The 14,450-nt window shown below is 64.7% G+C and carries 17 protein-coding genes; 3 read left to right on the top strand and 14 right to left on the bottom strand.

The annotated features are described in order from the left end of the window. Positions 1-243: 243 nt before the first annotated feature. The 5 genes from ACFY5D_RS14420 to ACFY5D_RS14400 all read right to left on the bottom strand — a co-directional run bounded on the left by ACFY5D_RS14420 (position 244) and on the right by ACFY5D_RS14400 (position 5,773). Complete coding sequence (locus tag ACFY5D_RS14420) at positions 244-1,008, bottom strand: hypothetical protein (RefSeq protein ID WP_387531012.1); 765 nt, start codon at positions 1,006-1,008, stop codon at positions 244-246. A 235-nt stretch (positions 1,009-1,243) separates the two neighbouring features. Next, on the bottom strand, positions 1,244-2,242 hold the full coding sequence (rlmB, locus tag ACFY5D_RS14415; protein ID WP_387531009.1) for a 23S rRNA (guanosine(2251)-2'-O)-methyltransferase RlmB: 999 nt from the start codon (positions 2,240-2,242) through the stop codon (positions 1,244-1,246). 104 nt (positions 2,243-2,346) lie between these two features. After that, positions 2,347-3,816 carry a cysteine--tRNA ligase gene (gene cysS, locus ACFY5D_RS14410; RefSeq protein ID WP_387531006.1) on the bottom strand — a complete coding sequence of 490 codons (1,470 nt, stop codon included), beginning with the start codon at positions 3,814-3,816 and terminating at the stop codon, positions 2,347-2,349. Positions 3,817-3,869: 53 nt separating this feature from the next. Next, positions 3,870-5,156, bottom strand: a complete 1,287-nt coding sequence (gene ispD / locus ACFY5D_RS14405) for a 2-C-methyl-D-erythritol 4-phosphate cytidylyltransferase (RefSeq protein ID WP_387531003.1) — start codon at positions 5,154-5,156, stop codon at positions 3,870-3,872. A gap of 134 nt (positions 5,157-5,290) precedes the next feature. Next, entirely contained in the window at positions 5,291-5,773 is a 483-nt protein-coding gene (locus ACFY5D_RS14400) for a CarD family transcriptional regulator (protein ID WP_210002057.1), read from the bottom strand. Positions 5,774-6,084: 311 nt separating this feature from the next. Between ACFY5D_RS14400 and ACFY5D_RS14395 the strand changes: the two genes are divergently transcribed. Then, positions 6,085-6,615: a hypothetical protein gene (locus ACFY5D_RS14395; RefSeq protein ID WP_387530999.1), complete on the top strand. Its 531-nt coding sequence runs from the start codon at positions 6,085-6,087 to the stop codon at positions 6,613-6,615. Between the two features lie 202 nt (positions 6,616-6,817). Here the strand turns inward: ACFY5D_RS14395 and ACFY5D_RS14390 are convergent, their stop codons facing one another. Next, complete coding sequence (locus ACFY5D_RS14390) at positions 6,818-7,498, bottom strand: response regulator (RefSeq protein WP_387530996.1); 681 nt, start codon at positions 7,496-7,498, stop codon at positions 6,818-6,820. After that, a complete protein-coding gene (locus ACFY5D_RS14385) occupies positions 7,495-8,712 on the bottom strand; it encodes a sensor histidine kinase (RefSeq protein WP_387530993.1) in 1,218 nt (405 codons plus the stop codon). The genes ACFY5D_RS14390 and ACFY5D_RS14385 overlap by 4 nt, the downstream gene beginning before the upstream one ends. Before the next feature lie 179 nt (positions 8,713-8,891). Here ACFY5D_RS14385 and phoU point away from each other — a divergent pair, with 179 nt between their 5' ends. Then, complete coding sequence (phoU, locus tag ACFY5D_RS14380; protein ID WP_387530990.1) at positions 8,892-9,551, top strand: phosphate signaling complex protein PhoU; 660 nt, start codon at positions 8,892-8,894, stop codon at positions 9,549-9,551. A gap of 118 nt (positions 9,552-9,669) precedes the next feature. Here the strand turns inward: phoU and ACFY5D_RS14375 are convergent, their stop codons facing one another. The 5 genes from ACFY5D_RS14375 to ACFY5D_RS14355 all read right to left on the bottom strand — a co-directional run bounded on the left by ACFY5D_RS14375 (position 9,670) and on the right by ACFY5D_RS14355 (position 11,862). Continuing rightward, positions 9,670-9,972, bottom strand: coding sequence for a DUF4193 domain-containing protein (locus ACFY5D_RS14375; protein WP_387530987.1), 303 nt, complete (start codon positions 9,970-9,972; stop codon positions 9,670-9,672). Positions 9,973-10,112: 140 nt separating this feature from the next. Then, entirely contained in the window at positions 10,113-10,454 is a 342-nt protein-coding gene (locus ACFY5D_RS14370; RefSeq protein WP_387530984.1) for an ArsR/SmtB family transcription factor, read from the bottom strand. Between the two features lie 2 nt (positions 10,455-10,456). Next, complete coding sequence (locus ACFY5D_RS14365) at positions 10,457-10,669, bottom strand: hypothetical protein (RefSeq protein ID WP_387530982.1); 213 nt, start codon at positions 10,667-10,669, stop codon at positions 10,457-10,459. Further along, entirely contained in the window at positions 10,669-10,944 is a 276-nt protein-coding gene (locus ACFY5D_RS14360; RefSeq protein WP_387530979.1) for a hypothetical protein, read from the bottom strand. Before ACFY5D_RS14360 ends, ACFY5D_RS14365 begins: the two co-directional genes overlap by 1 nt. Positions 10,945-11,115: 171 nt before the next feature. Further along, positions 11,116-11,862, bottom strand: coding sequence for a phosphoglyceromutase (locus tag ACFY5D_RS14355; RefSeq protein WP_387530977.1), 747 nt, complete (start codon positions 11,860-11,862; stop codon positions 11,116-11,118). A gap of 85 nt (positions 11,863-11,947) precedes the next feature. Here ACFY5D_RS14355 and ACFY5D_RS14350 point away from each other — a divergent pair, with 85 nt between their 5' ends. Then, on the top strand, positions 11,948-12,799 hold the full coding sequence (locus tag ACFY5D_RS14350) for a class I SAM-dependent methyltransferase (protein ID WP_387530974.1): 852 nt from the start codon (positions 11,948-11,950) through the stop codon (positions 12,797-12,799). A gap of 115 nt (positions 12,800-12,914) precedes the next feature. Here ACFY5D_RS14350 and ACFY5D_RS14345 read toward each other — a convergent pair whose 3' ends face one another. Both ACFY5D_RS14345 and ACFY5D_RS14340 read right to left on the bottom strand, forming a co-directional pair. After that, the gene (locus ACFY5D_RS14345) at positions 12,915-13,220 is read right to left on the bottom strand and encodes a DUF2516 family protein (protein ID WP_387530972.1); all 306 of its coding nucleotides are present in this window, start codon (positions 13,218-13,220) and stop codon (positions 12,915-12,917) included. Between the two features lie 68 nt (positions 13,221-13,288). Then, complete coding sequence (locus ACFY5D_RS14340) at positions 13,289-14,431, bottom strand: trans-sulfuration enzyme family protein (protein WP_387530970.1); 1,143 nt, start codon at positions 14,429-14,431, stop codon at positions 13,289-13,291. Between the last annotated feature and the right edge of the window lie 19 nt (positions 14,432-14,450).

Raw genomic sequence — 14,450 nt, 5'->3', positions numbered from 1 at the left:
GTGCCGTTCCCCGCCCGTTTCCCTTTCGGGCTACGCTGCGGTGTCCGGCGCGAGAAACAACTCTACGCGCCTTTCCCCCGGAAGTCCAAACGACCTATTCCCTGCCTGTCGGCACCGCGATTCCCCGCCATGTCGGGGTTCCTTGCCCCAAGGCGGACCAAAAGGGCGGAAATTCGACCCGAACCGGTTTCTGTGAACTGGCACACAATTTTCTGTGCGACCGCCACCGCTATGCCGGGGCGCTCATTCCTCGTCCTCAAACCCTTCGGCCTGCACCAGACAGATGGTGTCGGGATCCTCGGTGGAGTAGTGCCCGAGCGGATCGGCATACTCAACCCAAGTACCCGTGGGTTCAAGGTATTCGAACCGGTACTTGGTACCGAGACCGACCCCTGGAATGAAGATCTCCCAAATCCAGCTGTTGCCGAGTCTCCGCATGGCATGGGTCGACCCGTTCCAGATATTGAAGTCCCCGCAAACCCTGACTGCAGCTACGTCTTCGCAGTGAACCACGAATCCCGTGCCTTCAACCTCGCCCATGGGTGATGTGTAGTGCTGCAGGTGCGCGCCGAGCAAATGCCGTTGCACGTCCGGGCCTCCGGTGCGCAACCGGTACAGCTCCAGTTCGCCCAGCCGCGGCGCATGCCTGTAGGGATCGTCAAGGGTCACCACCGACCCGTCCTTCTCTATCCGCTGGATCCGGTAGTCGGGGACGCGCCCGATCTCCTTGGACTCGAGCAGTGCGACCCAGATGTCGCCGAGCTCCCGGCGCATGGGGAAAGTCCCCGCGCCGCTGAGGACATTCACGCCACCGACTCCACGCTGCAGGGTGCGTACACCGACGTGTCCCACCAGGTTCAGGTGCGGGCCGAGCACCGCATGCGGCGCCCTGTATTCCCCTCGGTCGACGGCTTCAAGCACGGGAAGCTGCACATGCAACGGTGCACCCAGCGATTCGTCGAGTCGGTGCGGTGCATAGTCATCGGATTCGATCTGCGACTGCCCCATGGCAACATCCCCGCTCCCCTTCACAGGCGCTTCCCGACCAAATCAATGCGGCGTCGGTGGTGCGCATTTGAACTGCTCAAGTATTCGTCCGGCTCGCCACCCACGCTACCCAGAATCAACCTGCCTGGGAATAGCCGTTAAACGACAGTGGTTCCCGGATCCTTGTCGGATCCGGGAACCACTGTCAATTATTCGATGCCGCCCTGTGCCGTTCGGCTCGGGACGGCCAAAGGAACTAGACGCTGCGCTTGCGCGAAACCTCGTAGAGGGTGATGCCCACGGCCATCGAGGCGTTCAGCGACTCCATGCCGGAGTTGATCGGGATCGACACGATCGAATCGCAGTTTTCGCGGACCAGGCGGGACAGGCCCTTGCCCTCGGAACCAACGACGATGCACAGCGGCTCGGTGGCCAGGCCGAGGTCGGGAAGCGAAACGTCGCCGTCGCCGTCCAGGCCGATCACGAAGACGCCGGCTTCCTTCATGCCCTTGAGCGTGGAGGTCAGGTTCGGGGCGCGGGTCACGGGAACGCGAACCGCGGCGCCGGCGCTGGTCTTCCAGGCCGAGGCGGTCAGGCCGACGGAGCGGCGCTCCGGGACGATCACGCTGTGTGCGTTGAAGGCCGAGGCCGAACGGATGATGGCGCCGAGGTTGCGCGGATCGGTGATGCCGTCGAGTGCAACGAACAGCGGGGCGTTCTTGATGTGGCCCTTGTTGTACTTGGCGATCGTCGACTTGACGGTCTCCAGCGCATCCTTGTAGTCGTACGGCGGGATCTGCAGGACCAGGCCCTGGTGGATGGCCTCGTCGGTCATGCGGTCGAGTTCGGCCTTGCCGGTTTCCAGCACGGGGATGCCGCGCTCGGCGGCGATCTTCAGCGACTCGCGGACGCGCTCGTCCATCTCGATGCGGATGGCAAGGTACAGTGCCTTGGCCGGGATGCCGGCGCGCAGCGACTCGACGACCGAGTTGCGGCCGGTGACCAGCTCTTCGCTGCCCTTGCTGCGGCTGGTGCTGCGGCCGCGCGGGGCGGAGCCGCCCTTGGTGTTGCCGCGCTTGGCGGCGGAGCGCTCTGCGAGCTCCTTGTTCTTGAAGGCCTTGTGGTACGGGCGGTCCTCGGCCTTGGGCGTCGGGCCCTTGCCCTCGAGGGCCTTGCGGCCGTATCCGCCGGTTCCGACGGAGGGGCCCTTCTTGCTCTTGCGTACGGCGCCGGAGCGCTTCTGTGCAGCAGACATGATGGTGTATTCCTTGGGTCGGGGCGGATTGCACGGCGATTTCACTCGCCGCCTACCTATTTTAGCGACACGTTGCGCAAAAATATTGCGCTTTGTGGGGCAACTTACGCTTTGAGGCTCCAGCGGGCACCGTCCGCGGAATCCTCCACGACGATTCCGGCGGCCGCCAGGGTGTCGCGGATGGCGTCCGACCGGGCCCAGTCCTTGGCCGCGCGGGCGGCCGCACGGTCCGCGAGCTGCGCGGCAACCAAAACGTCGAGTGCCGCGCCCTGCGCCGAGCTTGCCGCACCGCCCTGTTCGATGGTGTCATCCAGGCCGAGCGCGTAGGTCATGGCCATGACCTGCTGCATCGCCTCGTCGGCGGCCTCCAGGTCGCCGGCGGCAAGCGCGGTGTTGCCGCGGCGCACCGTCTCGTGCAGCGCGGCCAGGGCCTGGGGCACGTTGAGGTCGTCGTTCATCGCCGACTCGAAGGCCTCGGTGACCTCGAAGTGGTGCATGTCGATGGAGAAGTCGTCGGTCGGGCCGACGCCGTGGATGCGGGCCAGCGCGTTGGCGACGAACCCGTCGATGCGCTCCACCGCGGCCGCGGCCTCCGCCAGCGACTCCGGGCGGTAGTCCAGCTGGGAGCGGTAGTGCGCCTGGCCCAGGAAGTAGCGGACCACGCGCGGCGAGGCGAGTTCCAGCATCTCGGCCGGCGAAATGGTGTTGCCGATCGACTTGGACATCTTCTCGCCCTGGTAGGTGACCATGCCGTTGTGCATCCAGAAGTTGGCGAAGTCGTGGCCGGCGGCCATCGACTGGGCCATCTCGTTCTCGTGGTGCGGGAAGCGCAGGTCCAGGCCGCCGCCGTGGATGTCGAAGGCGGTGCCGAGGTACTTGGTGACCATGGCGGAGCATTCCAGGTGCCAGCCCGGGCGGCCGGCGCCCCAGGGGCTCGGCCAGGAGGCGGTCTCCGGGTCGGTGGCCTTGTGGCCCTTCCAGAGCGCGAAGTCGCGCGGGTCGCGCTTGCCGCGCGGATCGGCGTCCGGGGCGCCCTGCATGTCGTCGACGTTCTGGTGCGTCAGCGAGCCGTAGGCCGGGAAGGAGCGCACGTCGAAGTACACGTCGCCGGAGCCGTCGAGCGCCGGGTAGGCGTGGCCGCGTTCGATCAGCGTGGCGATGAGCTGGTGCATCTCGGTGATGTGCCCGGTGGCGCGCGGCTCGTAGGTCGGCCGGCGCACGCCCAGGGTGTCGTAGGCGGAGGCGAACTCCTGCTCGAAGCGGTAGGCCAGCGCGAACCAGGGTTCGTTGGCGAAGTAGTCCTCGTCCCCCTCGAAGTCCTCGGCGAAGGAGGCCGTGGACTTCTCCAGGATCTTGTCGTCAATGTCCGTCACATTGCGCACCACGGTGACCTCGTAGCCGCGGTTTTCCAGCCAGCGGGTGAGGATGTCGAAGGCGATGGCGCTGCGCACGTGGCCCACGTGCGGCATGCCCTGCACCGTGGCACCGCAGTAGTACAGCCCGACCTTGCCCTCGATCAGGGGGACGAAGTCCCGGGTCGTTGCCTGCTTGGTGTCATAAAAACGGATGCTCACAACCCAAGGTTATCCGAGGCCGCGCAGATTCACAGGCGGACCTTCGGCGGGGCTCAGCGTTTGACCGAATACACCAGCGCGGTGGCGTAGGCGGTGAGCCCCTCCCCCGTGCCCTCGTAGCCCAGGCCGTCGGAGGTCGTGGCGGTGACGGTGACGGGTGCACCGGCCGCCTTGCTGAGCACGGCGTCGGCTTCCAGACGGCGGGCCGCGAACTTGGGTCGGCGCCCCACGAACTGGACGGCCACGTTGCCGATCTCGAATCCGGCCTCGCGGACCAGGCGTGCGGCCTCGGCGAGCAGGGCGGTTCCCGAGGCGCCCGCGTATTCGGGGCGGTCGGTTCCGAAGTGGGTTCCCAGGTCCCCGATGCCGGCGGCGGAAAAGAGCGCGTCGCAGGCGGCGTGCGCCACGGCGTCGCCGTCGGAATGGCCAGACAACCCCTGGACGCCCGGGAAATGCAGCCCGGCCAGCCACATGTCCCGGGGCTCGGAGGCGTCGGCGACCGCGTGGACGTCGATGCCGATGCCGGTACGCGGGATGAGCATGGGGGAAACCGCCTGCATGGGTTGTTCATCGGGCTGGTTCATGGTGGCGCCTTCCGTTGTGCCCGAGCCCAGCAACGACTGCGCCAGGAGCAGGTCCATGGGTGTTGTGATTTTCAGGGCCTCCGGGGAACCGGGGACGGTGTCCACGCGCTCCCCGAGCCTTTCCATCAGCATTGCGTCATCGGTGATCTCTTCGGCCCGGTCCTTGTCCCAGCCGTCGGCCTGGGCATGGGCCGCGATCAGCGTCGCCGCGTGGAAGCCCTGTGGGGTTTGCACCGCACGCAGGAATTCGCGGGCGGGGGTTCCCGTCACATGCGGCTGTTCCGCCCCCGGGTCCCGGGAGACGGTCTTGATGGTGTCCACCACCGGCAGCACCGGGATCACTGCCGTTGCGCCAGCCGCAAGTGCTCCCGCGACGGAGTCGAAAACTTCCGGAGGGGTCAGGCACCGCGCGGAGTCGTGGATCAGCACCTGCTCGACGCCGGGGCCAAGCGCGGACAGCCCCGCGCGCACAGAGTCGTTGCGGGTGCTTCCCCCGTTGACGGTCCGCGGGTGTAACTCGTGCCCGGCGCAGAGTGCAGCCAGCTCGCTGTCCCCCGCCGGCAAGACGACGATGACCTCCTCGGCGCAATCTGCCATGGCAATGCGGTCAAGCGCGTGTTCCAGCAGGGACCTGCCATTCAGGGGAACCAGCGCCTTGGGCATGCCGTACCCCAGTCGGGTTCCGGATCCGGCGGCCACGACGATGATGGCCGTGCGCTGGGCCGGCAGGGCGCTATTCGGGTTTTCTGCACTCACCACACCAGACTATCGGTGTTGCCGTGTTCGTCCCGGGAGGGAGCGAGTCGGCCGCTTAAAACGCCGATGGGGTCCGAATCATCGTTCGATGTTTCGGACCCCATCGGGATCAAGCATTGCAAAATTCGTGGTTGCTACGAGGCAAGAACCTCGTCAAGCACGCTTTCGGCTTTGTCTTCGTCAAGTTTCTTAGCCAGCGCAAGTTCGCTGATCAGGATCTGGCGGGCCTTTGCCAACATTCGCTTTTCACCGGCGGAAAGGCCACGGTCGTGGTCGCGGCGCCAAAGGTCTCGAACGACCTCGGCAACCTTGATGACGTCACCCGAAGCAAGCTTCTCCAGGTTCGCCTTGTAACGGCGGGACCAGTTAGTGGGTTCCTCCGTAAACTCGGCTCGCAACACGTCAAAGACGTGATCCAAACCTTCTTGGCCAACTACATCGCGCACACCAACAAGGTCGACATTTTCTGCCGGAACCTCGATAGTCAGATCGCCTTGGGCAACCTTAAGCTTGAGATACATCTTCTCTTCGCCCTTGATGGTGCGCATCTTGATCTCTTCGATCATTGCTGCACCGTGGTGCGGGTAGACAACTGTCTCGCCAACCTCAAAAACCATGTGGATAAACCCCTTTCCCACTTACTAGTTTATCACGGGAATTGCGGAAAATGGTTCGACCGACTCCCCTACTCCCTTGTAATGGCGCGGATTTAGCTCTTCCCAAGCGGCAAAACTAGTGCTATGTAGACCGCCGGTTTCGGGGTCGATTCCAGCCATGATCAGCGCCTTGATGACGCTTGGTCCGGGGGCCAAATCATGCATTCCGGGAAAAAGCGATTAGGCTAGGGGGGAGAGTGGCTCCCTCGGGTGCATCCTGTGTGCCCGCTAGCTCACCCGAACTCGAAACTGATTGAGGAGTTTGTGCCGTGATGACCGCACAGAAAAACCGTGGACGCCGCGCCGTTGCGGCAGCTGCCCTGGCCATGTTGGCCCTTGGCGTTACCAGCTGTGGCGCCATCAACGAACAGGCGACGACCTTCCAGTACGCCGCTTCCGATGGCATCGTCCTGAACGTTGCCGATCTTGAAGTGCGCAACATGCTGCTTGTCACCAAGAGTGCAACCGACAAGGCCCGCCTTCTGGGTTCCGTTGTGAACAACACCGCCACCCCGCAGACCCTGACCGTAGCGCTTGCTACCGGTTCGGTCAGCATCAACGTTCCGGCCAAGACGTCCTTCAAGCTTGAAGATGCAGCCAACAAGACGATCCTGCCCTCCGCCGGCGTAATCCCGGGCAAGCAGGCCAAGGCAACGCTCAGCGTCGGCGGATCCTCGGACGAAGTCAACATCCCGGTTGTCGACGGCACCCTGGAGTCCTACCGCGAGTTCGTCCCGGGCGGCTTCGACCCGAGCGAGCTTAGCCACCTGACCCCGTCGCCGAAGTCCGAAGAGCACCACTAGCCACTTCGTCGTCCGTCACACGGCAATCCAACGATTCATTGAACCGGGGTGTGTGCCGATCTTCACCAAGATCGGCACACACCCCGGTTTTTTGTTGCCCATGGCCGATGGCCCAACGCATGCGTCGGCCCCGGGGAACAACATCCCCGGGGCCGACGCGCAATATGTGGTTGTTGTTCCGGTCCTTGACCGGGTGGGGCGCTTAGGCCTCGAACTTGTAGCCGAGCCCCCGGACCGTCACCAGGTGGACGGGGGCCGCCGGATCCGGTTCGATCTTTGAACGCAGGCGCTTGACGTGCACGTCGAGGGTCTTGGTGTCCCCCACGTAATCTGAACCCCACACCCGGTCGATGAGCTGGCCGCGGGTGAGCACGCGACCGGTGTTGCGAAGCAGCAACTCCAGGAGCTCGAATTCCTTCAACGGCATGGAGACCGGGGAGCTGCGCACCGAAACCACGTGCCGCTCGACGTCCATGCGCACCGGGCCCGCGGCCACGATGTTGCTGACCAGTTCCTCGCTCTCGCCCTGCCTGCGCAGCACCGCCCGGATGCGGGCAACAAGTTCACGCGAGGAATACGGCTTGGTGACATAGTCATCGGCACCAAGTTCGAGCCCGACGACCTTGTCGATCTCAGAGTCCTTGGCGGTGAGCATGATGACGGGCACCTGCGAGGTGGCCCTGATCTGCCTGAACACCTCGGTTCCGGGTTGCCCCGGGAGCATCAGGTCCAGCAACACCAGGTCCGCACCATGGCGCTCGAATTCCGTGACGGCGCTGAGCCCGTCTTCGGCGACCCGGACTTCGAACCCTTCCTTCTCCAGCAGGTACGACAGCGGATCGGAGAGCGATTCCTCGTCCTCAACCAACAAAATACGGGTCATCCCCGTCCTCCTTCCGGCCGCGCGGTGCGCGCTTGGGCCGTGTTGTGTTTGGGGTTTGTTTCCGCGGGTGCTACCGCGTCTTGGTCTGGTGTTTCGTCCAAAATTGGCAAGCGAACGGTGAACGTCGATCCTTGGCCGGGCTGGGACCACACGGTGATTTCGCCGCCGTGGTTTGCCACCACGTGCTTGACGATGCTCAAGCCCAGTCCGGTTCCGCCGGTTTGCCGCGAACGCGCCGCGTCGATGCGGTAGAACCGCTCGAAGATGCGTTCCTGTTCATCGGCGGAAATTCCCGGCCCCTGGTCCGTTACCGAGATCTGGATCAGGCCGTCACGGTGGCGCAATCCCACGCCGACGGTGGTGTCTGCCGGCGAGTAGCGGATCGCGTTGTCTATCAGGTTGCGCAGTGCGGTCATCAGCAGGTCGCGATCGCCGAAGACCGGCTGGTCGACGGTTCCGCCCACCATGATCTTGATGCGCTTTTCCTCGGCCGGGAGCTTGTTACGGTCAACCGCCTCGGCCAGAACGTCGTTGATGTCGACGATTTCTCCCTGCAGCATCACATTGGTGCCCTGCAGCCTGGAAAGCTCGATGATGTCCTGGACCAGCGCCGCGAGCCGCGCCGACTCCTTATGCAACCTGGCGGTGAAGCGGCGGACCGCAACCTGGTCGTCGGCCGCGCCGTCGATGGCCTCGGCCAGCAGGGAAATGGCGCCCACCGGCGTCTTGAGCTCGTGCGACACGTTGGCCACGAAGTCGTTGCGGACGGCCTCGGTTCGCGTGATTTCGGTGCGGTCGTCGGCCAGCAGGAGGATGTATTCGTCCCCCAGCGGTGCGACGCGCACATGCACGATCAGGCTCGAGGAACCCATGGTGCCCCGCGGCAGCTCGAATTCACGCTCGGCGATGACGCCGTCGGCGCGCACCTTGCGTGCCAGCAACCGCAATTCCTCGTGGATCAAAGTGTGACCGCGAACCAACCCGTAGGCGTACGATGCGGGATTTGCCCGCACCACCCCGTCGACCTCGTCGAGGATGACAAAGGCGCGTCCGATGACCGAGAGCACGGCAGCGGAACCCTCGGGCAGGGTGGGTTCCCCCACGGCGGGTAGGCCACGCCGGCTCCGGACGGAACCGCGGTACGCCATGATGCCCACAACACCCAGGGCCAAACCGACCAGGCCCGCAATCACGGAAAGCAAGACATCGTTCACACTCTCTAGCCTATCTGCCTCGAACACACCGGAATGGGCAGAATCCCTTATTCGCGAAACTCATTCACTAAACGTTCACCTTGAACCACCAAATGGTTCATCTACTGCTGTAAGAATGGACATGAACAGTTCCGTCGTCCGTGCCGGACGCGGTGCCACCATCACGAAAGGACGCCCGCGTGCGTAAGGTTTTCCAGGCCGATTTGCAGCAAATCGGTGAAGAGCTCATTCAAATGTCGCAGCTAGTGGCCTCGGCCATGGAACGGGCTTTCGAGTCCTTCCGCAACGCGGACATCGAATTGGCCCAGGAAGTCATCGCCGAGGACGCGAAGATCGATTTTCTGCAGACCCAGCTCGACGAACGAGCCATCGACGTACTGGCCCTCCAGGGTCCGGTCGCATCGGACCTGCGCATGATCGTGGGCTCCCTGCGCATGAGCGCTTCCCTTGAACGCATGGGCGATCTGGCCCGACACGTGGCCCAGCTGGCCCGCCTGCGTTTCCCGCAGCCGGTCGTTCCGGCGTCGGTGGCACCCATCTTTGCCGAAATGGCGGAGCTCGACATCGCCATTGCGCAGAAGTTGGGAGTACTGTTGGACACCCGCGACCTGGCCATTGCCCGGGAAGTCATCGAGATCAACGCCAAGATCAACAAGTTGCACGCATCGATCTTCAAGGTCGTGGCCTCCGCCGATTGGAACGAATCCGCGCCGACCACCGCCGACGTCACCCTGACCAGCCGCTACCTGGAACGCTTCGGCGATCACGGCGTATCGGTGGCCCGCAAGGTTTCCTACCTTGTCACCGGCGAATGGGAGCCGGCGACCGTAGGCTTCTAGCCATCGGGTCGACCGCTTAAGACAGCAAACCGCTGGTCTTGCCTGTGATCGGGGCTTTGCCCCGGCCATTGCAAGGCCAGCGGTAGTTGTTTGTCGGCAGAGGTGCGGAAGCCCGCTGCTAGCCCTCGCACTCAAGGCAGTAGCCAACGCCGTTGGCTTCGCGCGCAAGCTGCGAGCGGTGGCGAATCAGGAAGCACGAGCCACAGAGGAATTCGTCTTCCTTTTGCGGAACGACGGTGACCGTCAGTTCCTCGTTGGACAGGTCGGCACCCGGCAGTTCAACACCGTCGGAGGTGTCGGCTTCATCCAGGTCCAAGCCCACGCTGCGGGCGTCCGGGGCGTTGGCGGACTTAACCGCGTCGAGCGAGGCCTTGCGTGCCTCGGCTACGTCCGGACGGACTTCATCATAGTCAGTTGCCACGAATTGCGATCCTTACTTGATTCAGGGGTACGTCGAGACAGCACAGTACCGCATCAAACAGTGCGTGCACCCACTTGTACACGATTTATCTCTTCGCGTTAACAAATTAATTCCGGATGCAGTCAAACCGCCGCTGTCGCTCAGGCTTCCGCGGCTCCCGGGCCGGCATCCCTCCGCCAAGGGGTTTGCGGGTACTCGCCGACAATCCGGGCGATGTCGACGTTCAGCTCGAAGTCGTTCAGCGCGAAGAGCTTCAACGATTTGCCGTCCTCCGCCACGTCCGCCACCCCCGATACGAACCCTGCCTGCTCCAGCTTCGCCAGGTGCAGATACAGCAATTGCCTGCTCATCGACACGCGCCTGGCCAGTTCCGATACGTGCAGCGGGCCCGCGGACAGTTCGGCCAGGATCCTCAACCGCGGTTCGCTTCCGAGCGCAGCAAGGCGCACGGCCAGCGGAACCGCGGGCTGTTCCACCGGCACGGTCAGGACGGCAGGTCGTGCAGCGTTTTTTCGAGACGCTCCAGGCGTTGGTCGATGGCCTCGAGCCGCTGCAGATGATCGCGGTCCCGGCGCAAGGCGTCGCCGGCGACCTGCGGTTGGCGTCGAAGTCCATTGATGAGAAGGATGGCGCCGGCAATCAGCCCGGCAACGGCAAGGAAAACCAAAAACATCGTGAGGTACCAGGTCTGCATCATTACTCGGCCACCTCCCGGAGGGTGCGCTCGACGTTGTCCAGACGCCGTTCGATTGATTCCGTGCGCCTCGCGATCTCGTCCTGCAATTGCGCATTCTCACTGCTGGCGGCCGTTCGTGCCTTGGAACCGCGGGCCAGCTTGACGATCAACATCAGCGGGACCACCACGAGTGCAGCGTAGAAGAGGAAGCCGATGATTGTTGCGGCGATTTCATATCCGTCGGGAAGCAGGGGGTTTGTTCCCGATCCCGAGGCAAGCAACTGCAGGGGTCTCATCGGGTTCTCCTTTGGGCGGGGCGGTTCTCGGGCGTGGACCCATCATGTCACCTGCAATAAAAATATTCCACGTGCCGCACCGGCCGTTTAAAAGGCGATGGGCTTGCCCTTCTCCCTTTACGGGAGGGGCAAGCCCATCGGCTCCCCGCGGCTGCGGGGAAAATCGGGACCTTAGTGGCGGCCCTGGTTTGCAACGGCCTTGATGGCGTCCGCGGCAGCGTCGGCGTCAAGGTACTTGCCGCCCGGGGTGACCGGGGTGAAGTCCTCATTCAGTTCGTACACCAGCGGGATGCCGGTCGGGATGTTCAGCCCGGCGATGTCCTCGTCGCTGATGCCGTCAAGGTGCTTGACCAGTGCGCGCAGCGAGTTGCCGTGCGCGGTGACCAGAACGGTCTTGCCCGAGGCCAGGTCCGGCTTGATCTCGTCTTCCCAGTACGGAAGCATGCGCACGAGGACGTCTTTGAGGCACTCGGTGCGCGGGGCGTCGTCACCCAGGTCCGCATAGCGCGGATCGTTGATCTGGCTGAACTCCGAGTCGTCGGCCAGCGGCGGCGGCGGCGTGTCGTAGCTGCGGCGCCATTCCATGAACTGCTCTTCGCCGTACTCGGCCAAGGTCTGCGCCTTGTCCTTGCCCTGCAGCGCGCCGTAGTGGCGTTCGTTCAGGCGCCAGCTGCGCTTGACCGGGATCCAGTTCAGGTCCGCGGACTCAAGTGCCAGGTTGGCGGTGATGATGGCCCGCTTCAGCAGCGAGGTGTGCAGCACCGACGGGGCCAGGCCGGCCTCGGTGAGCAGCTCGCCGCCGCGGGTGGCTTCGGCACGGCCCTGCTCGGTGAGCGTGACGTCGTACCAACCGGTGAACAGGTTCTTCTCGTTCCACTCGCTTTGCCCGTGGCGAAGCAGGATCAGGGTGTAAGTCATGGCCCCATTCTATCGAGGGTGAAGTGCCTTACTTTGTTTCGTGACTCCTAGGCGTCGCGGTGTCGGACACTTTAGGATTAAATCAATGGTTCAGAAAGCGACTCGGCTCGGCGGACGGTCGCGAACCGGTCGCCCCTTGGGCCATACCACCCGTGGCACCACAAACCCCAACCGGATGCGCCGGGTCGACCGCTGGATGACCGGCCCCCAGGGCTGGCGCCTGCGCCCGGGTGTCACCGGAGCCCCGCCGATTGCCGTCGACCTCGGATACGGCGCATCGCCCGCCACCGCCGTCGAATTCTTTGAACGGGTGCGCGCAGTTTCCCCGCAGGCCAGGGTGTTCGGCATCGAAATCGAACCCGAACGCGTGGCCCGTGGCGCCGCGCTCGATGTTGACGGCCTTGAATTCCGCCTGGGCGGCTTCGAAATCCCCGTTTCCTCCCCCGTCACGGTCATCCGCGCCTTCAACGTGCTGCGCCAATACGACGAGGCCGACGTTGCGGGCATCTGGGACACCATGTGCTCCCGGCTCACCGATCACGGGGTGCTCATCGAGGGCACCTGCGACGAGATCGGCCGGCGCAGTTCCTGGGTCGCCGTCACCAGGCAGGGGCCGCAATCCCTGAGCATTTCCCTGCGCTTCGGCGCCTTCACGCTCCCCTCCGATGTCGCCGAACGGCTGCCGAAGGCGCTGATCCACCGCAACATCGAGGGCGAGCGGATCCACGACTTCCTTCAGGCCGCGGATGCGGCCTGGCTGGCCGCGGCTCCCCTGGCATCGTTCGGCAACAAGCAGCGTTTCGTGGCCATGTGCCGCTCGCTGCGCGCAACCGGCTGGCCCATCTGCGACTCGGCCACCCGCTGGCGCCTGGGCGAAATGACAGTGCTCTGGGAAGCCGTGGCCCCGCGCACCGGCGCGCTCGCCCACGCCGGCTGAGTCCGGCCTGCAAACGGACACCACTCCCCACGCAAAAAACCGCGGCAGCAACACCCCGTACACGGGATGCCGCTGCCGCGATCGACTTCTTGCGCCTTGTGGACAACCTGCCCGTTTAGTACGGGTAGTAGCCGCCCTTGCCGGACACCGCGGGCTTCACGTCCGCCATGTACACGCAGGCAATGCAGGCGCCGATGAGCTGGAAGACGCCGCCACCGCCGTTGGACAACGCGGTCAGCCCGCACACCAGCACCGCTGCGCCGGTCATCGCCATCCAGAACGGCTTGGTCCGCTTGCCCTCGCGCACGAAGTTCGCGGCGGGACGGCGAACGGCATCGACCAGGGCCATGATCGCGATGACGGCCGCGACAATGCTGAGCGCTTTCATCAGGTAGAACTCGAACGCTAGTGCATAAAACATGGTTTCAGCTTAGCCGCATCGGCCCCGCGGATGCCGCAATATTGCCCGCCGAGTTGCCCGTTTCGAGTTCAGGAACGCCCGAGCGCCTGGTCCAGGTCCCGGTAGAGATCCTCGACGTTTTCGATTCCGACGCTCAGCCGCACCAGGTTTTCCGGCACCGATTCCGGCTCGCCGGCATGGCGGCGGCGGCGCTCGGCCAGGGATTCGACCCCGCCCAGGCTCGTGGCAGGGGTCCAGAGGCGCAGCTTCGCCAGCATCTCGTCGGCCGCGGCGGCGCCGGCTTCCACCTCGATGCACAGGATGGAGCCGAATCCGTCCATCTGCGCCGAGGCCCGGGCGTGGCCAGGGTCCCCGGGCAGGCCCGGGTAGCGGACACGGGAGATCGCGGGGTGTTTCTCCAGCCGCGCCGCAAGGTCGCGGGCGTTGGCCTCGGCCTTTTCCAGGCGCAGTGACATGGTCCGGATGCCGCGCAGCGTCAGCCAGGCCTCGAACGGACCGGGAATGGCGCCGTGCAGGGTGCGCATTCCGTGGAGCCTGGCGTGCAGCTCCGGGTCGCGGGTGACCACGGCCCCGAGCACCACGTCCGAGTGCCCGCCCATGTACTTGGTGGCCGAGTGCACCACCACGTCGGCGCCGAGCTGCAGGGGGCGCTGGAGCAGCGGGGTGGAGAAGGTGTTGTCCACGACGGTGAGTACGCCCCTGGCGCGCGCCGCCTTCAGCAGCTCCGGAAGGTCCGCGACCTCCAGCATGGGGTTGGTGGGCGATTCGAGCCAGGCCATGTCGGCCCCGTCGAACGCGGCGATCGCAGCGTCGGTGTCGGCAAGCTCCACGCGGCGCACCGTCAATCCCAGTGTCTTTTCCAGCTCCGCAACCAGGGCCAACGACCCGTTGTAGGCGTGGCGCGGAATCACGAGCGTTCCACCCACGGGAAGCAGCGAGAGGCCCGCGGCGACCGCCGCCATGCCCGAGGCGTAGGCCAGGGCCGGCAGGTCGCAGTCCTCGAGCTGTGCGATCGTCGCTTCCAGCGGGTCCCACGTCGGGTTGGTGAACCGTCCGTAGACCTTCTCCCCCGCACCGGATTCCCCCAGCGAATAGAAGGTCGAGGAAAGCACGATGGGCGAGTTCACCGGCTGGTCGGTTTCGTGTGGCGGGCGTCCGGCTGCCACCACGATGGTGTCCGGGGCCCAGGAAGTCTTGTCACTGGCAGTCATGTTTTTCAGGTTACTCCGG

Source organism: Paeniglutamicibacter sp. NPDC012692, from assembly GCF_042901625.1.
In the GTDB taxonomy this organism is placed as follows: domain Bacteria; phylum Actinomycetota; class Actinomycetes; order Actinomycetales; family Micrococcaceae; genus Paeniglutamicibacter.
Note: the sequence above shows the minus strand (reverse complement) of the source record. Positions and strands in the feature narration are given on the sequence as shown.